We start from the raw sequence: 19,462 nt of genomic DNA, 5'->3' as shown, positions 1-19,462 counted from the left end.
TAAGGTTTAAAATAGAAATTCACTAAACAGATCCTATAAGATGTTTCAGGTCTGAGATCTGATTCTCCCACAATTGTTTAGCTTCTCCTACTTCTTCTTTTTCGGCAAAATCGACAACCATTAATGATACATCTTTAGTCAATTCATCAACTAAAATATGCAATTCAAAAAAGTACTCCGTATCCTTGCTGCTTTCGTCAACCCATTTGAATTTTACTTTTTCACCGGTTTTCTTAGAAGCCAAACGCGCTTTTTCCTGCGAGTCATTCCAAATGAAAGTGAAGAATTCGCCTCTTGAATTTACATTGTCTGCAAACCATTCTGACAAACCTGACGGCGTTGATATATACTGATATAATAATTGCGGCGAAGAATTTATAGGAAACTCGATTTCGTAACGTATTTTTGGATCCATGTGCTACTTTTAATTTTTTCGAAATATAAGAATATATGTCCAAAAACAATGCATTTTTAAAAATATTTTTTTTTCTTCATTTTATTCTTGCAACAATTAATATTATTTCTATCTTTGCACCCGCAATGAGGAACACGGTTCACTTGCAATCTTGGCGAGGTAGCTCAGTTGGTTAGAGCGCAGGATTCATAACCCTGAGGTCACGGGTTCAACTCCCGTCCTCGCTACAAAATGTTAAGTTTTTTAAAAACAACAAGTTAAACGGTTTTAGAGTGATTTAAAACCGTTTTTTTATGCCTAAAATTCACGAACTCTTATCTAAAGAACACGAAAGCGCACACGTTTTGAGTTACAAAAAGCAATATTCAACACCTAGTATTTATAATGCAGATGGCGATTTATCAAAACGTTGGTATGTTTATTTCTCCTTTAGAAATCCCGCAACAGGAAAATTAGAACGTCAAACTCATGTCTACGCAGGCGTAAATCAGTTCAAAACTCTCAAAGAACGTAAAGAAGCCATAAAAATTCTTCGTGATGCCGTTGAAACAATTCTTGTAAATGGCTATAATCCTTTTGAAGATTCTAATCCAGTAGATCAATCGAAAAATTATAATATTCCAGATGCTGTTACTTTTGCACTTGAATTAAATAAAAACACCTTAAAAGAAAATAGCTACAGAGATTTTAGAGTTCGACTAAAATCATTTGAAAAGTGGCTTTTGGCAAATGGATTCGAAAATAGATATATTACATCAGTAAATAAAAAAACTGTCGTAAATTATCTAAATTCTGTATTAGCCAGCACTAGTCCAAAAAACAGAAACAATACTAGATCAAACTTATCAATGTTTTTTAAAACACTTGAAGCAAACGAGATTATTGAAGATAATTTTATACCAAAGATCAATGTTTTAAAGTCTACCCCTGAAAGAAATAAAACTTTTAGCAGTGATCAAGAAAACGACATCTTGAATTATCTTCTAAAACATGATACTCTTCTTCTCCTATTTATACAGTTTATTTCTTATAATCATTTACGTCCTATAGAAGTGGTTCGCTTACGCATTAGCGACATTAACATAAAAGACAAACTAATTTATGTTCGTGCCAAAAACAAAGCGGTAAAGACAAAGTTAATACCTGAAATACTACTTAATGAAATACCAAACCTTGAAAAATTAGAACCTGAAAGTTACTTATTCACACCAAAAGGTATAGGTCATGAGTGGACAACAAACGAAACCGATAAACGTGGCTATTTTGGAGATCGCTTTAAGAAAGTAAAAACTAGTCTGAAACTAGGAAAAGATTACGGTCTTTACAGTTTTAGACATACTTTCATAACCAAATTATATAAAGAACTGGTTAAAAATAGCACCCCAAATGAAGCAAAAAGTAAACTAATGCTTATTACTGGTCATACAACAATGAGCGCTTTAGAAAAATACTTACGTGATATAGATGCTGTTATGCCCGAAGATTACTCTCAACACATAAAATAAATGTAGACTTTTTTTACTCAGATCTGTTCCGGATCTTTTTCCAGGATCAAATAAAAATCTACATTTAATTAGTTACTAATCAAATACAATGTGGATTTTTTTTTTGACAAGCTTCCTTTCTGCAAATCTAAAAACAACGGAATTAGACACCCCAAGAAATAAGGATTGTGACGTAACAATTCAATCAGCAAACGTTTCATTTTGATGTTTTAATGAGTGACACCAAAAAACACGGTTTCTTTAGGAAACTTGGAAATACATTTTGTTAAAAGTCTGCTTTGTAGATTATTGTGTATTTTTGTTTTTGAAAACCATGCGTTAAATAGGTTTCCAAAATTTGAAAAAAGAAAAATTATACATTTGAAAGAAAAAGAATATGTGGCTATCAATCACACAAAGCTAGCCAAATCAAGATCGATATGTGTGATTTTGAAGTATATATAAATAAGTTGGCAGAAATTTTCACCGAAAAACCCAAAATAGAAATGAAGTATATTATTGAATATTATAAAAATGAATTGGGAATAGATTTAACAGATTTATCGCACCCTATATCAAAAAAAATCAGTTCAATAAGTGATTTTTCTGAAAAAGAAAAAGAAATTAAAAAACATCATTTAAGAATTCTTGGGTTAGCATTAATGGACATAAAAAACTACAACGAGAATATTTACAAAACATATCTTAAAAGAATTGTAAACAATAAAAACATTTCAATTCACGGACACATTTTTGAAATTAAGGAATGTGCACATTTCATAGAAACTTGCAGAAATGCGAATTTAGATTTTAAATTTGGTGATGCGAATTTAAAAGAACCGGATTTTATTGTAAATAACTCCGGATTTGAAATTACTTCAATCAGATTTTCAGAAGCAACAAATGAAATAAATCCAGGAAATAAATTACTGAATACATTTAGAAATAAAAATGCAAAAAAGTATGCGAATCCAAACTGTGCATTAATAATTGACATATCAGAAGCTACATATCAAACATTTGAAAAAAATATTCCTGTTTCTATGTCTTTAAATGAGGTAAAAGAAATAATGAAAAAAGAGATGAATTTTGGAGTGATTTTATGTTTAATAGAGTGGACAGAAATTAACGGAGATAACATTAATTTTAAAGGAACAGTTTATCCAGTTTATTCAGAAAACTGTACAAAAGAATTGAAAGAAATAATCGAAGATAAATTTATAAAAGGGCAGATGAATGAATTTAACGGAGAAACTTTCATCTCATCAAATTAAAAAAGACGATGTGCCAACAGCTAGTACAACGGATTTGGGCAATTGCTTCAATAGAAAGTTTTTTTTGTATTTTGAATGACTTGGCAAATCCGAAGAATGGACTTAATTTAGTCCTAAACCCGCTGTTCGATTTTCCGCTGAAAAATCTTATCTTAGTAAAAAAAATAAATGTTCACGCAGCAGCTACTGCACCAAGCCGAGGAACGTTACCTGCAAGCTCCAAAAATGAGAGATAAAGAAGAAAAAAATAAAGTTGATATTTTTAAATCTGTTAAATCAGAAGCAATAACTGAATTAACACCTGAACTTTTTGAAACTAGTCTAGATTTAATTATAGAATCAGGAGTTTTAAAGGATATTCCTATATTCGGAATAGGTTTTAAGGGTTATAGCTTATACCAAAAGATAACAGAATCTTTTTTTATCAAAAAACTGCTTAAATTTCTGTTTGAATTAAAGGATATTGAGTTAAATGACCGAGAAAAGTTTATAAATGAATTGGAATCTAGAAAGGAAACAAATAATGCTGGAGAAAAGCTACTTATAACACTAAATAGGTTAAACGATGATGAAAAAGCAACCTTTATAGGAAGACTATTTAAAAAAACAATTATTGGAAAATTGGAATATAAAGATTTTATTAGACTAACTCACATTATTGATAATGCGTATATAGAAGACTTAAAGTTATTGGAAAATAATTACTATCTTGAAAGGATAGATAATGATGTTAAATCAAACTTACATCAAATAGGACTTATAAAACAATCAATTTCTGATATAAAAAGGGAGAAACAAATGCAAATCAGAGTTGGTGGAAAAGTAGATGATATTCAACCAAGACTAATCTATAGTATAAATGAAATAGGATCTAAATTTATCGAATTTGGATTTAATTAATAAGTCAGCACAGCAGTTAATGGTAGAAGAAAAGAAACTCTAAATATTAAAAGTATGAAGAAGATTGTACCCTTATTAATCTTTATATTAACAGTAACAACTGTGGTCGGACAAAATGAACCCAAAAAAGATAATACTCAGAGAAAACAAAGTGACTTAACTGATGTTTATGAACTTTTTCCGACACAAAATACATGGACATTTATAAAGTTGAACACACGTAACGGAAAAATGTGGCAAGTTCAATTTAGTTTAAAAGGAAATAGAATGGTAACGGAATTAAACACAACTCCCCTAGTGTTAAATGAAATGGAAATGAACGGTAGGTTTACGCTATATCCAACGGCTAATATTTATAATTTTGTCTTACTTGACCAAGTTGATGGAGATACATGGCAAGTTCAATGGTCGATCGAAAATGAAGCAAGAGCCGTTTTACCAATTAAATAAAAAATTGTAGAACGCATAACAGCTATTACAACAGATGAGCAATAGGATTACTCTAAACACAATCTGTTATAATTTGGGACAACACAATGCCATGATACGTTTTACCTTTGTACTTCTAAAAATGAAGTATTATGACATGGCAAGAAAAAAGTGCGGTAGAATATCATGTACTGTCAGCATCGAAATTAGATGAAAGAGACAAAAGATACAAAGCGATAAAGTATTTGTTCGAAAAAGGTGAACTAGATTTTATTTTCTTTGAAATGAGTTTTGCCCTTGATATAAGGAGGGGTTTAAATGTTCTTGGGCTTGAATGCCCATTGAGTAGAAACAAAGTAATTCTTAGTGAAGAAGCTATTATCAAATATTACGAAAATGTAATGAAATTGAAAGCAGAACCTAAGGAAGAAGAGAAAAGTTATTATCAACGTAGAAAGACTAAATAAATGTAGACTTTTTTTACTCAGATCTGTTCCGGATCTTTTTCCAGGATCTAATAAAAATCTACATTAAAAATTGAAGGTCTTTTTTTTAACACGCGTAAGACTATAGGTTTGTTTTTAATTCAGAGTGGTTTTTATAAGTTTTTTCTTTGATTACAATTAATAATTTTTACTTTAGCTGTAAGAAAATAATTAACTATGAGAAGAATTACAAAAATGTTTAAAAGCTTACTGTTATTAAGTCTTGTGTTATTAATGACAAATTGTGCGACTGAAGAAATCGGACAGAAAAATGTTGCTCAGTCTTCTTCTGAGGCTAAAATTTGGTTTGATAATCATCAAAAAGATTATAGCTCAACGGTTTTAAATTATATAGGAAGTTTGCAGTGGCAAAACGCAATTATTTCTGAAGGTGAAGATGGACAAATAATAGAAGTGCCTTTTAATCTTAGTAGTAATTTAAGTGCTACAACTAAAGAAGCCAATCAATATAATGACCACCATCGTTTAATGTTTATAAAAGATGAACAAAATGGATTTAAACTTTTTTATATTCAGATTTTAACGAATGATGAGAATTATAAAATTCAAGATAAAAATTATAATTATTATAATATTAAAGATACTTTTAACGGTAAAATTTTTGTACAAGAATTAGCTACTAATGCTGGCACTAAAATTGAATTTAAAAAAGGAAAAAAGTTAGAACCTTCTTTGACAGCAAAATACTCTGAAAATGAAATACAATGTGTTTATTATGGCTATTGGTATGAGGATGGACATTTCGAACCACTTTACGAAGTAGGTTGTTATGCTAGTGGCGGAAGTGACCCTCAGTATTTACCTGCACCTGATTATGGAGGTGGAACTAGCACTAATCCTAATCCTTCGGAAGGTTGTCCAGCAGGATATGTTTATAAACTTGGGGATTGTTTTTTAGATCAAAAAATATTCGATCAACTAACAGGAAAAGCTAAATGTATATATTTACGATTAATGGCTTCTTCTTTATTTAGTAATGCAATAAAAAAGTTTGATGGAGATTTTTCTGTAAGTCATTTGAAATTGACTATTAATAATAATCTAGATCCGTATGTTTTTGGCATCACAAAACCACCTGTAAATTATATAACGGAAATTCAATATGACAATACTAAACTAGGAACTCTATCCGATTTAGGAAGTGCAACAGTGTTCGCTCATGAAATTATTCATGCTGAGATGTTTAGAAAAATGTTATCAGCTGCACAAAGTGGAAGTTTGGATCCTGCGACAATGACTGCTCAGCAACAAACTGCCTATGTAAATGCTTTGAAAGATAATTATCCGGGCTTGATGGATTATTTTTACAATAGATTTCATGCTACTTGGAATCATGATATGATGGCAACTCACTATCGAGGTATCATTGCTGATATTATACAACAATTTGACAATAATCGCCTTCCTCGTTCGACATATGAATCTGTTGCTTGGTTTGGCTTAGGGAATTTAGGCGATGGAAAAACTACTGTTGCTTGGGCTAATTTATCAACTGCACAAAAGACGGCAATTAGTAATTTAATAAGTCAAAATATATACAAGGGACCTTCAAACTGTAACTAATTATGAAAACAAATATAACTATACTGTTTTTTCTCCTAGTAAATTTCCTCAGTGGACAAACAAAAGAAAGTGATTACTATTCTTTTTATAAAGGAGGGAATAAATCCCTAAAGCCTATAAAATATATATTGTTTAACTCAAAAGAGAATGATGCAAAAGTTCAAAGAGAGGGAAAAATATATTTTAAGATAAAATCTGAAAGATTTGTTTTTGATAAGAAAAAACATAGAGCAGACACTTGTCTTGTTAGCTTTTTAAATAATATAAAACTAGAAAACATTGCAAAACTGAGAGAAAATGAAGTTTTGTATTATAAAACAGAAAGTAAAAAAACTGATGCTTATAAGAAATCTGGATTCATACCACCTTTCCCCGTTACTTCGATACATCCGTATTTTAAAGTTTATGTTGTAGAGAAAATTAAGAATGATAAATTAATCAAATATGAAGTAGATTGGGAATATTCAGATTTTTAGAAAAAACTTTTATAATGAAAACACCACTTAGAAACTATTTGATTTTTGCGACAATCTGCATTTTGCTATTTGTCTTTTTTTTCTTTAATGAGTATTTATATGCAATTAACTTGGGTGATACTTACTACCTCATAAGTTATTTCTATTTTGTTTTACCTATATTTATTATCGGTACGATCTTTTATTTGGTAAAAAATAGACAGAGTAGAACTAATTTATAAAGTTTACTTTAAATAAGAAAAAAGGAAAATTATTTTATAATCTACTACCCATTCAATAATTAATGAGCCCTTTAAAAAAAATCCACTCGAAAATGAGTGGATTTTTTTTCTTTGATAAAGTGTCTGTGATACCTTCTCAAACTTATAATAAGAACAAAGCTATAAAAATTTCTTAAGTAGAACTTGAAATAATATACAAGAATACGCTTTTGTGGGTCTGCAAATCCTCTTTTTTATTCTGGATTCGCTTCTAATTCAGGAACATTTTTCCAACGTAAAAAGGCTTCTATTTTATTATTGTCCGCAGTGCTTAATTTTAAGTTCAAAGTATCACTTACAGCACCTACGTTATAATCTGCATCAGAAGTTACAAACAGCGGATTAGCATGCATAAATGAAAAAGTGTTACTATCGGGATTCACAATCAGCTTTACATCAAAATACTTTAAATAAGATGATGAAGAGAATCTAAAAAATAAATCATCTATAGAATACAAAGACTCTATACTCATCCAGTTAACAGATATGGTAGGATCTAAATCAATACCACCGTAAAAAGGCTTGGTATAAGGCTCTAAAGTGCCTTCTCTAAAACCACCATATTCAACAGTGATATCGGTTGGATAATCAGCACCAACAATTCTTTGAAATCGTATGAACTTTGAGTTTTGGGTTATAAAATTATTAGAATAAACAAAAGTTGGTCTTATAATTCCATAGATAGAAGATTTAGAGCTACCACCTGAACTGACTGTGCCTTTATTTTCTACAAAGAAGAATTTGTATGACAATTCAATCAAAAAATCATTAAAGTTTTGTGCCTGAATTATTGGCTCGCACAAATCACAATTAACCTCAGTATAATCTAGTATAAAATTATTGTTTGCAAAGGACGAAATAGATTGAACTTTGAATTTATTTTTAGCCTCAGGGATTCTCAATAAATTTTGAGCAGGATTAAAAGAAGAAATCAATGTATTGTCTAACTTTTTCAATAAAACATTCCCGTTTTCATCTTTCACAAACTTTACAATTCGCGCGTCTATACCTTCCATAGATTATTTGTTAGTTTTTCTAACTGCCTTTTTCTTTGCTACTGGCTTCTTAACCACTTTCTTTTTTACAGTTGATTTCGGGGTTACTTTCACAATTTTTCCTCCTGCAATGTATTTGTAACCTTTTTTCAAAGTCCCGTCTGCTTTGAGTCCAGTGGCTTTAACAACACCGCTACAAACTTTCTTTAATCCTCTAACGGTTGGCTTTTTTGCAGTTGTTCTTTTAGTTGTCGTTTTTCTTCTTGTCGTTTTCATGTCTTTGATTGTTTTAGTTGATGATTGTTTTTGAATTGTAGATTTTTAAAGCAAAATTCCCTGGAGAAATGACTATCCGGATTAAAAAAAAATCTACTTTTTATTTTATTAATTTACCGTGAACGATAATTTTTTCTTTGTTTTTGATTCTGTGCGATTCTCAGCCTGAACAGGTACAAGCTTTTTATTAAAAATATTAAACTTTAAGGTGTCAAGCGGTTTGTTTTGGTAACGGTTTTTGTCAGCGAAAATGTAATTCTCTCTATAGTCTGATTTCTTTTCCGTAAACAAAACAACATCTGCATCAAATTGACTTTTTGAACCGCCACGCATTTTGCCGTCTGTTGTTTGCTGAAAAATGACAATGAATAACTTTCCGTTGTATTTTTTTCTTAAATCCTTATCCACTTCAAAACCCTTTTGCATTTCCTGCATTTTAGAGAAACTATCAATAATTATTATATCATTGGAAACTATAAGTTTATTCAGATCTGCAACGCTTTTGATTTCTGGAGCTTCGATGTTTTGCAAAGCTTTTGCGTTTAAATATTCTTCCGCTTTATCATAATACAAACTACTTTCGGGATGCTCTTCAATACTGGCATGACCTACTTTATAATTTTGTGCAAAGGCATTCATAAACTGAAAGCACATTCGGGTTTTCATTGAACCCTGACCGCCTGTAAGAGAAATAACAATGCTCTCTTTTTCCTTTTTCTCTATCTGTCCCAAAAAATCCGAAATTGCTTTATCCTGAATTTTAAAATAGGCTACGTTTGTTGGCTTGTTAGCCATTTTGTAGGCTAATGTGTTTTTATTAAGATTAGGCTTTGCAATAACTATTTTTGCCTTTGCAATGGGCTTTGCAACCCTTTTTCTAATAACTTTCTTCACAACGATTTTCTTTTTATTCTTTGCAATTCCGTTAAGACCGTCGAACAATTCTAATTGCTTTGTCTTTGATTTCTCTCTCTTTTTTGCAACTGGTTTTTCTACTGGTTTTTCTACTGGTTTTGGAATCTCTTTTTTAGAACTTTCAGAAGCTTCTTTGTTTTCTGTTTCACGACTTAAAATGTGATTTGTAGCTTTTTGAGCCTGAGCCGAAGCTTTCAAGAAAAAACGATTATCATCGCTTAATTCATCAATTAAATGATTGTTCCAACTCTTTAAATACTTGGCTGAATTTTCTTTAGTATGAAATAATATTCCTGATTCGCTACATAAAAAAACGGCTCCTAATTCAGCGATCAATTCCTCAAAAGCATAATTTCCAGTTCCTCCGCCATTGCGAGTGCCTGTCATATCTCTACCTAATCTCTTTTCTGCTCCTGTACTGTGTACCATTTCATGAAAAAATGTAGAGTAATAAAAAGCCTCACTTGTAAAAGCTTCAATAGTAGGCATATTCAATTCGTCTGTACTTGGACGATAATAGGCTCTGTCTCCAATATTGGTATAAATTGGCGGGTTTTTAAAACCGTCAATTATGGCTTGCGCTTCCTGAATTGGATCTGTTTTTTTTCTCTCTTTTACAGCAGGGAATTTTAATCCCTCGCAATCATCAGCACGAAAAACATTGTAGTATTTTAAAACTGGGAACTTACTCAGGTTCTTTTTTAGATCCTCTTTGGTAAGATTGTTACTATTGACAAAATCCGTAAACTTTTTGTTGTCGTTGGTTTTGAATTTCAGATTCTCACTATGATAATCGTGAATCAGAGTATAATAAACTACACGTCTTGCTTTACTGCCTTTTTTAAGCCTTGCCTTAGCTTCTTCAATTTGGTTAAAGGTCAAATAGTAAGGTTGGATAAAATTTGCAGGAACTAAATAAGGTTTTAGCTGTGAGTCGAATTTTATATCAAAGTTCAAAATAAAATTTGCGCCTGAATACTCCTTTTTTGAAACATAGTTCATTACTGAATTTTCTGCGCCCGAACCTTTCCACTCTTTTTGCCAAGGCAAATGACCAACCTGTTTAATGGTATTAATGATTAGATCAGTAATGTAATTGTAAATTTCATCAGGTGAAACGGCATTTAATCCTTCGTTATGATCCTCAGAAATATACTCCAGTGTCGGTAACAACATTTCAGCTTCAACGCCATTTAGTCCGTACGGCTCAACAAGATTGTTTATTTCAATCAAAAAAGTATCATCTGCAAAGGCTTGCAACACTTTTATAACTCGCTTTGAAATTACAGTGTGTTTTTCTTTTTCAGCCTTAATAAGTAAATCTTCTAAGGTTTTGCGGGAAACGATCAAACCATTCAAACTATTAAATTCTTGGGCTAGGGTCATGGAATTAAATTTTATGTTCAGTGCCTAAAATGCTTACGACGCTTTCAATTCTAATGTCTTTTAAATTAAAACTGTTTTGAATTGCTGATATAATTGTACTGGCAATCGTTTTGAGTTCTAACTGAATTGGAATATCGAAAAGCGTTGTGCTTCCGTTAGCAGGAATTGTTATAGCATCCGTGTTTACGGTTGCCGTACCTAAGAGAATATTGTTTTTATCGTAAAATATAATTCTCTTGAGTTTAACAGCCACAATCTTTGCCGAGAAAACCTCCGGTGTTGGATTGACTAATTTGATATCCAAATTGAACGAAACAAACGGAGATCCTTCATTCCATTTGATATTGAATTTCTTTATCGCAGTAGGATAAACTTTTACAAATTGGAATCTTTCGATGATCTTCTGTACTTTGTATTCAATAAAAAAATAACCTGCAATTGCAATTATTCCCGCTCCGATAATTATTTTTTTAGCGCTCATTTTCTAATTTTTTAAATAAAAATTCTACCAATTCTCCAAGCTAAAAAGACAATTGCTAAACCACCAATAAAAGCCAGTATTTTAACCCATTTCGGGATATACTTTTCCCTTATAACAATGGGTTCGATTTCCTTTTCTTTTTCCTTGTCTTCTTTATTTACAGAGGTGATTTGAGATTTAGTCTCAGCTTGTTTAAGAAGCACTACAATTTGTTTCAAGGCTTCATCGTACCGAACACTCGCTTCGTTGCTCCCTGATTTTTTATAACTGTTAAGTTGCCTTAAAACCTGATCGAGCGTTGCCTGAGTTATACTGTCACATTCGGGCTTTGCTGTTTTGACTTTTGCAACTTTCACAATCAGGCTGTCTAAAATTGCCCGATTTATTTCAGTAGTTTTTACACTATCTGTTTTATGCTCAATAATACGCTCGATGGTGCGCGTTGGAATAGTTTTTTTTGAACTGCAACAAAGCAAAGCGCATCCAAATGAAAACGATATTAATAGTATGACCAGAATTCTTAAGAACTCTTTAAACGGGTCTTTATGATCTAAATTTGTTGTCATTATTTTAGTTTTGTTTTAATTAAAATTTTCAGACTGTTAAAAAAACTGCTTATCAACTGCTCAACTTCACTATGGATTAAAGTACTCAGCGATCCGCCCCAAGCGCAAAGCACGAAAGTCAAAAACTTGCTGAGATTTAAAAACTCGCTTGTGATAACATAAACTGAAATAGCAACAAAAACACTAACAATCCCCTCGGCTAAAATGTAACTAAGTGTTGCCTTTTTTCCTTTTTGTGTGGCATTGTAGATTTTGGTAAAAATCCCCATTAGGATAACTATCCCCAGTAAAATATAATCTCTCCAAATCTTTAACTCAAATAATATTTCTCTCATGTTTGTTTTGTGTTAAAAGGTGATAGCCAATTAAAAGCGTAAGTGCGGATACTGTTAAAATTAGGTAAGGGTTTCGCTTTTTTTTTTAATAACTCAATGGTGATGTTTTGAGCTTTGTAAAATTTAAACTTGCTTATTCTATCGGCTAATCCGTTGGTTTTTCCGTTGATTTTCTGTGTGATCTTGGTAATTAAATTGGCATCTGCCAAAGAATTAAGGTCTTTATAAACAGAAAAAAACCAAGCTGCACAATCAATGGCAATACCGACCTGCAAAAGCAGATCAGGATTAGTAACAACATCATATCCCGAGTACTTTTTGTAGGCTTCGTAATTGGCTCTTCCTGTAAGCTGAATCAAACCACGTCCTCTAAATCTCCAACCGTCACCACTGGCAACATTTCCGTTACCGTTTGAATTGGCATACCCAATATTGGCGATCATTATTTGATTGGCGGGATGCGAAGCCGTACGACCGTAAAGATTTCTTTGTACAGCAGTCATACGGCTATTAAAAGGGCTTGTACTAGCGAGTCCCTCAGGGGTATAATTCAGGTTTTCTACAAGCCTTGTAAAATTCCCTGATTCATGGGAAAGCTGTGCTAAATAATGCGCAATTCTTAGCGGATTATTAATGTTATATTTTAAAAATGCTTTTAAAAATACATTGCTATTGTCTAAAATGAAACTCATTATAATATCACTTTTTTAGGTTCAGATTTCGGCAATAACAGTACAACTGCCAGTACTGCTATTGTGCTTATCATTAAGGTTGATTGTGTGGTTGTTGGCATTTTAATACGCTTTTACCGCATTTGCGTTTACGAAATAGTAAACATTATCACGTTTAATTAAATATTGCCCGCCTAATTTAGAAGCTACAAAAGTTCCGATGTGCTGACCATAATTAAGGGAGTTTTTAAAAAAGGGTTTTGTACCATCATTGAAATAAACCCCGCTTGCGGTTCTCTTGGCATTGAAAAGACTAACCTTATCCGTGTTTGCCATTAATTTCTGACCGACTTTAGGAACAACAAGCGCTGTCGGAATAGCATTGATTACTTTGCTTACAACGGGTTTAGTAGTAATGTAACTGGATAAACTAATCTTTACAACACCTTTTTTACTTTGCAAAGCCTTAAGGGTGTTTGTGCCAAAATCTCCGTCGATTGCCACTCCTAAAAGCCTTTGCAATTCTCTTACTTCAAGACCTTTACTACCTTTTGATAAGACTTTGTTTCTGTCTAAAGATGCGCCTGCTTGCGGGATAGGATTATCTAAAACATTTGGCGGTTCGGGAATATCATCTACGAGCAGATCATCCTCTTTTTCTTTTTTCTTTTTCTTCCAGTAGAGAAACCCAATTGTTCCTAATGCAACTATTCCGCCTCCTATCAATAACTTATCTTCATTTTTCAATTTCATACTTTCCTGTTTTAAATTGTAGATTTTTTTTAAGAAGATCTTGCGCCGGCGTTTTTCCAGGCACTTAAAAAAATCTACATTTGAGTTTATAAATAGAGCGGGAATTTTTTTCTAAGAAGGCTATATTCCGAGTCGCTTAATTCTTCTTTTAACCAAGTTTTCAAAGGTAATTTTGTGCCTCCGATGGTATTATAACCTAATAAACGATTGTAATTCTTTAGCCCGAATGCCTTTTGAATAAGTCCAAATTGTGCCTGTGTTACTCCTGTTAGAGTTTCAAAAATTAAGGTTTCATCTGTACCATTGTAACGATTCATAGCGTCATACAATAAGGCTACTTTTTGACTGGCAGAAAAAGCAGGAACCGTATTAATGTCACCTTCATCGATATACTTTTTATTGCCACCTAAAACAGATTTTCCGTTTGCGTTGGTTCTGGTCAAAAAATAAACTCCCAAACCTAGAATAACCACTGAGGCGGTTACTATAACTATCTTTTTCTTTGTTGTCATCATTAGAAAAATCCTTTTATTAAAAATCTTAATTTGGCGATATCATCCTCTTTAAACTGATCCTGTAGCCATTCCACTAAATTCATTTTACTGAGCGTTGCGCTTCGACGCTCTCCAAACTCATTATATACCCGAATAAATCCGTTGTGGTTAAGTCCTGTTAAGTTGTTTTCAACTGCGCTATAATTCGCTCCAAATCCCAGTAAAGCAGTGTAGATGGCTTCGGCTCTAGCTCTTGCTTGGGTAACATTAATATTACTGGGCTTGTAGCGGGTATCTTCTTTTATCTTGGTAAATCCTTTTAAGAATTTAAAATAGATCACTGCAACTATTCCACCCACAAGTAAAACCTTTAAAAATGTAAATCCTGTACTGATTGTTTTCTCTGTATTTTCCTGTGTTTTTTCGATCATCTTTTGCCCTTGCGGACTTGTCAAAACACTGGCAATAACTGCGGGATTTCTCAGACCTTTTTTCTTCATAGTGTCGGTTTTTTAGTTAGACAAAAAACCTTTAATCATGGGAAAATTGGTTTTTAACTGCTCTATGGCTTTTGGACTTTTAGAAAGTTCAGCCAGCTTTGCAAGCACATCATTGTCAAGCTGTGCTAAATCTGTCAAAGCTTTTTTTTTGGCTTCTTTTGCAAAAAGATTAGCCGTTTTTACTTCAATTTGAATCGGGGTATCTAAGCTTCCCATAGTTTGTATTTTTTTAATAGTTGTGCTAATTCTGATGAAAACTCATTGTTGGTATTAAGTCCTTTACCTATACTGTCCAAAACGCCTACAGCAGTATCGTCAAGGTGTTGCAAAGTCATTGCAAAGTGTTGTTTTACTTCGCTTGCAAAGGTTTCAACAGGAGCGGAAAGCCCGACAGTCGGTGTGCCTTTAACAAAGCTTATCAGGGTAGGTAATTGTTGAATTGCCCCCATTAACATTTCCTGAGTGCCTTTGCTTTTATTGACATCATACTTAGAAGCCAATTGCTCTTCTCTAATGTCTTCGTACTTTTTCTTGAGATCTTTGTTTTCGGATTTCAAAAACTCGTTTTCTGTGTGTAATCGGGATGCATCATTTTTAGCAACCATCAAATTCATAACATCAAGAGTACCAAGACCAAATGAATTAGAGAAAATATCCTGCGTCTGAACGGGTTTTGCGGGTTGAACTTCCACAGATTGGGGAGCGTTTTGAGTTGAAAAATTCACATCGAAAGGCTCACCGTCAATTTTAAAAGTACTTCCGTTTTTGCGCTTTAGAGACAGGTTTAAATTTCGGTAGCCCTTTGCAAAAAGATCTTCAAAGAAATCTTCGGCACTTTCAAAATCGTCCTTAATTTCCTGATGTGATTTATTTCTAAAAAGCCATTTGTTTGCTTTTAAATCAAAAACCGAAACAGCCGAATATTTATCGGTATTTAATTTCCCTATCAGGTTGTCTAATTCTTGCATCTTAATGTCTTTTTATAAATAATATCAACTTCTTTTTTATTCCAACTTGAATTTTGAAAATCTCCTGAATCCTTATCACCAAAGCGAATGTTTAAATCAACTTTAGATTGCGACCCATCGGGAGTGACCAGAACAAAAGTTTCTTTACTTGCGATTTCGAAATCATTGACAAAGACACTAACAACACCGTTATTTCTAACTTGCAGAGTAGTCACATGATCGACCGATATTTCTTTATCTTCTTTTAGTTTTAAAAAAACAACTCCTGTAATTTTCGTAAGTGTCATTTGATCGTGATTTATTTACATTCAGCTTTAATTTTGTACATCAAAATCAAAGCGAAATAGGTTTCTTTTGTAACTGGTGCTTTGGTTTTTGCTTTAAATTGAAACGTCTTGTGTTCTGTTTCAAACAACAAGGGTTTGTAACTTTCTGCAAATCCCGAACCTTCTCTACGCTTCCAGTGACCAATTGGAGTAGGTTTTGAAAACGCTACACCGCTATCGTCAAAAATTCCAAATTCAGCGTAATTATCTACATCTGTATGATTGGTGTGCAATTCTGCTCCGAGTATAAAACCTGAATCCAGTGCGGTTGTAAAATCAACCTCTGTTTGTCCGACTGCTAACACCAAATTGATTACTTTTTCTCTTACTGACATTTTATTGATTATTTAAAAAAAGCCGTAACCCATACGTTTTACGGCTTTTTTAGATTTAGAAAAGACTTTGTTTGATTATAGTTTGGCTTGCGTTGCTCTGAATTCAAAACGAACGTTATGAGCAGTTGCATTGTCCACGGTCGTACCTTTTGGATATTCAATTTCCATTTCAAACTCTAAGTTTGAACGCAAAAGCGGAGAAGTTGAAATCGCTCTGAACAAATTATGAATATCACCTTCTCCTGATAAATCAGTGATAGGCATATCAATAAGAACGTTACCTTCCTGCTTTAATCTGAACTCTGCATTTAAAAATGCCGGATCAAGATTTGTTCCGTTTGCAGGAACCCATGTTGAAGTTTTGATGTCTGCTTTTGAAGCTGAATCAACCAAAACTCTCACGCCATCAATGACATAATCACGTCCCGAGTTTAATTTGTTCCCATCTAAATTGGTGATTCCGACTTCACGTTTTGTTTGCACATCGATAATATCGACAGTTCCCGCTTGTCCTTTGATAGCAACGTTTAAATAAATCGTTTTATCGGTCAGGGCTACATTTCCTATTCTTGGGATTCCTGCGGTTGCTTTGGCTTTAAGTGTTGCAGTTGCAGAAGCTAATTGTTGATTTCTCATTTTAATTGTTTTTTGATTGATGATTGATTTTTTAATGCAAGTTCTTAGCTTGCTGACTTTTATTGTTGATACAGTTCGTTGTAGATTTCTGTTTCAGGAGCATTTAATCCTCTCTCTTCTCCGTAGATTTCTTCCGCTCCGTTTAAACCGTTTTCTAAGTAGAGTGCTTCCTCCGCTCCATGTAAACCATCGTCTACTAACTCAAAAACATTTCCTGCTTCGTCCATAAACTGACCGTTTAAGCCTTGTTCATCATACTGATAAAGTTGACCATCCGCACCCACAAATTGACCGTTTAAACCTTGCTCGTCAAATTGATAAAGTTGACCGTCTGCGCCAACAAATTGACCACTTAAACCGCTTTCATCAGGACACCCCAAACCAACAGCACCTTTTGCGAATTGTGAAAATTTGCTTGTACCTGAAAGGGATGTGCCTAAACTTTTGGCTGAAACTTTTTTTACTGCCAATAAGATTTGCACAACAGCGCTACCCATTAATGCACCTTTAAGCAAGTTTGCTTTGGTTGTTGTTCCGCTTACTTTTGTTGCCCCAAACACGGAAACACCCGCTAAGGCAATATTCATAATCGGGCTGTCAGATGCAGGTAATAACGTACTTGCTCCATTTGATACCATACCGCCTAGTACCCCTCCTCCAATAATTACTACTTCTTTATTCATTTTTGATTAATTTAATTACTAACTATTTTTTGTGGCTAAATAAATTCCGCCCAATACAGCTACAGCGCCCACGGCATATAAAGCAGTATTATCTTTTTTGGGACTTTGCAAAAGTTCCGAAGCCGTTGCAGGGGTTACTGGCGTTAAATCTCCTACGGGCTGATCGTCTTGACCTGCGGTGTTAGATGTGGGATTTGTAACAACTGGTGCAGGTTTCAAAGCGTTAACACTTTGTACTTGTGGTCGTGCAGTGCTTTTTATTGTATTTACAATTGCTTTGCCTGCTGTGGTTTTTGAAAGTATTGTTGCTTTGTCGGCAATTCGACCTACAAAACTTGCCGAACCATTTGAATTTTTCAAAACTTTTGACAAAATACCTGATCCTGCGGGACCCACTACAGGTATAATACTTGTAGCAATTGGTATGAGACCTTTAGTAACTTTAACCGCATTTTTTAAACTGACATCTTTGATTCGGATCTTTTTCCAAAAAGGTTTTCCAAGTCCCCTATTTACAAGTACATAATCCATTTGCCTGTCTTTTAATTGTTGGTGATTTTGCTCGGTTTGATCTAACCAAACGTTTGTTTTTATTTTTAAGAAGCAAATGCGGTGCAAGTGCTGCCTTTGCAATTGTGCCCTGAGCTTTTTTAGAAAGAAGCAAATGCGGTGCAAGTGTTGCTTTAGTAACGTTTTTTAAATTGACGTCTTTGATTCTAATTTTTTTCCAAAAGGGTTTTCTGAGTCCCCCATCATTTACATTGATATGTATCATACTTCATTATTTAATTAGATTTCCCAAATAGAAATAAACCCGTTAAAAATGCTCCTATCCCTAGAAGTACTGGTTTATTAGATTCCTTTGCAACGGTTGTAGTTTTTGTTGCAATAGTTTTGCGCTTACCCTTTGCACTGGGAGCATTAAGCCCATAATGCGGTAAATTAACATCGGTGTCGTGTGCCATAGTATATATTGGTTCTCGGTTATTACTTGTAGTACCGTCTATAATAAAATAGCCGTTTTTTATGTCGCCTGTTTCTTGATTAAGAGGCACAATTACGTAAACGTGAGTATATAGATCTGGGCGAAAACTTGGTTGTTTAATCTGCCTGATATAATGGCGAATACCCATATTAGCAAGTAAACAACTGGCAAAAATGGAATAGGTTTTACAATCAACTCCCGATACTCTTTGCTTGAAAGCGCAGGCAGGACTTCTAAGATTTTGCTCTATTCCATCGGCTTTGTACTGAATGTGATTGTACAAAAACCAATAAATCTTATCACACGTTTCTTTCAATGAACTTTGTTGCAAAACCTTTGCAACTTCCTTTGTCTGATAGTTGTATTTCACAACCATTTGTTTAATCATTCTGACAGTATCAAAAGTATTACCGTTGCCCAGTTTAGTCTTATCACAGCTAACACGTGGAAACAACGGTTCGTACTCCTGACCGCCTAAGATGTTCCTTTGTAACAAGTTATCAATATCCATTTATTTCATTTTCGTTCTTGTATTAGGTTGTTAGGCTTTTCGATTACAAATATGAAACAGAAGAAAAGAAGCGTTTAAAGATTGCAGAGGATTGCAGAAAGATTTCTTACGATTACAAAGGCTTTGCAAAGGTTTTGCAAAAAAAATACCCGTTTCTTTGTAGAAGCGGGTAGTTGGTCATGTTTTTAAAAATAAACAGATATGATGATTGTAAATCTGTACAGGTTTTTTAAAGGTAGTGATTATTGAAGTACTATTTACAAAGTAATTAATAGCAAAACAAGGTCAAATAAAGAACTTATTTTGTTAGTGTTATTTGATCTACTTTTTTTGAAAAAT

27 protein-coding genes and 1 tRNA gene are annotated in these 19,462 nt (G+C 33.2%); 8 read left to right on the top strand and 20 right to left on the bottom strand.

Annotated elements, in window-relative coordinates:
- Positions 1-22: 22 nt before the first annotated feature.
- The gene (locus C8C83_RS13690; protein ID WP_026984135.1) at positions 23-415 is read right to left on the bottom strand and encodes an START-like domain-containing protein; all 393 of its coding nucleotides are present in this window, start codon (positions 413-415) and stop codon (positions 23-25) included.
- Between the two features lie 153 nt (positions 416-568).
- Between C8C83_RS13690 and C8C83_RS13685 the strand changes: the two genes are divergently transcribed.
- The 8 genes from C8C83_RS13685 to C8C83_RS13650 all read left to right on the top strand — a co-directional run bounded on the left by C8C83_RS13685 (position 569) and on the right by C8C83_RS13650 (position 7,047).
- Positions 569-642 (top strand) — tRNA-Met (locus tag C8C83_RS13685).
- Positions 643-708: 66 nt separating this feature from the next.
- Complete coding sequence (locus C8C83_RS13680) at positions 709-1,920, top strand: tyrosine-type recombinase/integrase (RefSeq protein ID WP_121329053.1); 1,212 nt, start codon at positions 709-711, stop codon at positions 1,918-1,920.
- A 419-nt stretch (positions 1,921-2,339) separates the two neighbouring features.
- Positions 2,340-3,173 (top strand): hypothetical protein, encoded by an 834-nt coding sequence (locus C8C83_RS13675; protein WP_132011785.1) that lies wholly within the window; start codon positions 2,340-2,342, stop codon positions 3,171-3,173.
- A gap of 225 nt (positions 3,174-3,398) precedes the next feature.
- Entirely contained in the window at positions 3,399-4,073 is a 675-nt protein-coding gene (locus C8C83_RS13670) for a hypothetical protein (RefSeq protein ID WP_132011784.1), read from the top strand.
- A 54-nt stretch (positions 4,074-4,127) separates the two neighbouring features.
- Positions 4,128-4,523 (top strand): hypothetical protein, encoded by a 396-nt coding sequence (locus C8C83_RS13665; RefSeq protein ID WP_121329050.1) that lies wholly within the window; start codon positions 4,128-4,130, stop codon positions 4,521-4,523.
- A 131-nt stretch (positions 4,524-4,654) separates the two neighbouring features.
- On the top strand, positions 4,655-4,969 hold the full coding sequence (locus C8C83_RS13660) for a hypothetical protein (RefSeq protein WP_121329049.1): 315 nt from the start codon (positions 4,655-4,657) through the stop codon (positions 4,967-4,969).
- A gap of 195 nt (positions 4,970-5,164) precedes the next feature.
- The gene (locus C8C83_RS13655; protein WP_132011783.1) at positions 5,165-6,571 is read left to right on the top strand and encodes a hypothetical protein; all 1,407 of its coding nucleotides are present in this window, start codon (positions 5,165-5,167) and stop codon (positions 6,569-6,571) included.
- Positions 6,572-6,573: 2 nt separating this feature from the next.
- Positions 6,574-7,047 (top strand): hypothetical protein, encoded by a 474-nt coding sequence (locus tag C8C83_RS13650; RefSeq protein ID WP_121329047.1) that lies wholly within the window; start codon positions 6,574-6,576, stop codon positions 7,045-7,047.
- Between the two features lie 454 nt (positions 7,048-7,501).
- On the opposite strand, the gene C8C83_RS13645 is transcribed toward C8C83_RS13650, so the two are convergent.
- From C8C83_RS13645 to C8C83_RS13555, 19 genes are all read right to left on the bottom strand, one after another.
- Positions 7,502-8,323, bottom strand: coding sequence for a hypothetical protein (locus tag C8C83_RS13645; RefSeq protein WP_121329046.1), 822 nt, complete (start codon positions 8,321-8,323; stop codon positions 7,502-7,504).
- A 3-nt stretch (positions 8,324-8,326) separates the two neighbouring features.
- Complete coding sequence (locus C8C83_RS13640; RefSeq protein ID WP_121329045.1) at positions 8,327-8,578, bottom strand: hypothetical protein; 252 nt, start codon at positions 8,576-8,578, stop codon at positions 8,327-8,329.
- A gap of 108 nt (positions 8,579-8,686) precedes the next feature.
- Entirely contained in the window at positions 8,687-10,879 is a 2,193-nt protein-coding gene (locus C8C83_RS13635; protein WP_132011782.1) for a zincin-like metallopeptidase domain-containing protein, read from the bottom strand.
- Between the two features lie 4 nt (positions 10,880-10,883).
- Positions 10,884-11,360 (bottom strand): hypothetical protein, encoded by a 477-nt coding sequence (locus tag C8C83_RS13630; protein ID WP_121329042.1) that lies wholly within the window; start codon positions 11,358-11,360, stop codon positions 10,884-10,886.
- Positions 11,361-11,371: 11 nt separating this feature from the next.
- Positions 11,372-11,926 carry a hypothetical protein gene (locus C8C83_RS13625; protein WP_121329041.1) on the bottom strand — a complete coding sequence of 185 codons (555 nt, stop codon included), beginning with the start codon at positions 11,924-11,926 and terminating at the stop codon, positions 11,372-11,374.
- Positions 11,926-12,261: a hypothetical protein gene (locus C8C83_RS13620; protein WP_132011781.1), complete on the bottom strand. Its 336-nt coding sequence runs from the start codon at positions 12,259-12,261 to the stop codon at positions 11,926-11,928. The genes C8C83_RS13625 and C8C83_RS13620 overlap by 1 nt, the downstream gene beginning before the upstream one ends.
- Positions 12,258-12,953: a glycoside hydrolase family 19 protein gene (locus tag C8C83_RS13615; RefSeq protein WP_132011780.1), complete on the bottom strand. Its 696-nt coding sequence runs from the start codon at positions 12,951-12,953 to the stop codon at positions 12,258-12,260. Before C8C83_RS13615 ends, C8C83_RS13620 begins: the two co-directional genes overlap by 4 nt.
- 102 nt (positions 12,954-13,055) lie before the next feature.
- Positions 13,056-13,685 (bottom strand): hypothetical protein, encoded by a 630-nt coding sequence (locus tag C8C83_RS13610; RefSeq protein WP_121329038.1) that lies wholly within the window; start codon positions 13,683-13,685, stop codon positions 13,056-13,058.
- 86 nt (positions 13,686-13,771) lie between these two features.
- Positions 13,772-14,200 (bottom strand): hypothetical protein, encoded by a 429-nt coding sequence (locus C8C83_RS13605; RefSeq protein ID WP_132011779.1) that lies wholly within the window; start codon positions 14,198-14,200, stop codon positions 13,772-13,774.
- Positions 14,200-14,679, bottom strand: a complete 480-nt coding sequence (locus C8C83_RS13600) for a hypothetical protein (protein ID WP_121329036.1) — start codon at positions 14,677-14,679, stop codon at positions 14,200-14,202. The genes C8C83_RS13605 and C8C83_RS13600 overlap by 1 nt, the downstream gene beginning before the upstream one ends.
- 12 nt (positions 14,680-14,691) lie before the next feature.
- Positions 14,692-14,895 (bottom strand): hypothetical protein, encoded by a 204-nt coding sequence (locus C8C83_RS13595; protein WP_121329035.1) that lies wholly within the window; start codon positions 14,893-14,895, stop codon positions 14,692-14,694.
- A complete protein-coding gene (locus C8C83_RS13590; protein WP_121329034.1) occupies positions 14,883-15,647 on the bottom strand; it encodes a hypothetical protein in 765 nt (254 codons plus the stop codon). Before C8C83_RS13590 ends, C8C83_RS13595 begins: the two co-directional genes overlap by 13 nt.
- Positions 15,635-15,934: a hypothetical protein gene (locus C8C83_RS13585; protein ID WP_121329033.1), complete on the bottom strand. Its 300-nt coding sequence runs from the start codon at positions 15,932-15,934 to the stop codon at positions 15,635-15,637. Before C8C83_RS13585 ends, C8C83_RS13590 begins: the two co-directional genes overlap by 13 nt.
- Before the next feature lie 11 nt (positions 15,935-15,945).
- Positions 15,946-16,308, bottom strand: a complete 363-nt coding sequence (locus C8C83_RS13580; protein WP_121329032.1) for a hypothetical protein — start codon at positions 16,306-16,308, stop codon at positions 15,946-15,948.
- Positions 16,309-16,383: 75 nt separating this feature from the next.
- Entirely contained in the window at positions 16,384-16,944 is a 561-nt protein-coding gene (locus C8C83_RS13575; protein ID WP_121329031.1) for a hypothetical protein, read from the bottom strand.
- 59 nt (positions 16,945-17,003) lie between these two features.
- Positions 17,004-17,627 (bottom strand): hypothetical protein, encoded by a 624-nt coding sequence (locus C8C83_RS13570; protein WP_121329030.1) that lies wholly within the window; start codon positions 17,625-17,627, stop codon positions 17,004-17,006.
- A gap of 18 nt (positions 17,628-17,645) precedes the next feature.
- On the bottom strand, positions 17,646-18,158 hold the full coding sequence (locus tag C8C83_RS13565) for a hypothetical protein (RefSeq protein ID WP_121329029.1): 513 nt from the start codon (positions 18,156-18,158) through the stop codon (positions 17,646-17,648).
- Positions 18,136-18,402 carry a hypothetical protein gene (locus C8C83_RS13560; RefSeq protein ID WP_121329028.1) on the bottom strand — a complete coding sequence of 89 codons (267 nt, stop codon included), beginning with the start codon at positions 18,400-18,402 and terminating at the stop codon, positions 18,136-18,138. Before C8C83_RS13560 ends, C8C83_RS13565 begins: the two co-directional genes overlap by 23 nt.
- 10 nt (positions 18,403-18,412) lie before the next feature.
- Positions 18,413-19,123: a transglutaminase-like domain-containing protein gene (locus C8C83_RS13555; protein ID WP_121329027.1), complete on the bottom strand. Its 711-nt coding sequence runs from the start codon at positions 19,121-19,123 to the stop codon at positions 18,413-18,415.
- Positions 19,124-19,462: the final 339 nt, after the last annotated feature.

Source organism: Flavobacterium sp. 90 (assembly GCF_004339525.1).
Taxonomy (GTDB): domain Bacteria; phylum Bacteroidota; class Bacteroidia; order Flavobacteriales; family Flavobacteriaceae; genus Flavobacterium.
Note: the sequence above shows the minus strand (reverse complement) of the source record. Positions and strands in the feature narration are given on the sequence as shown.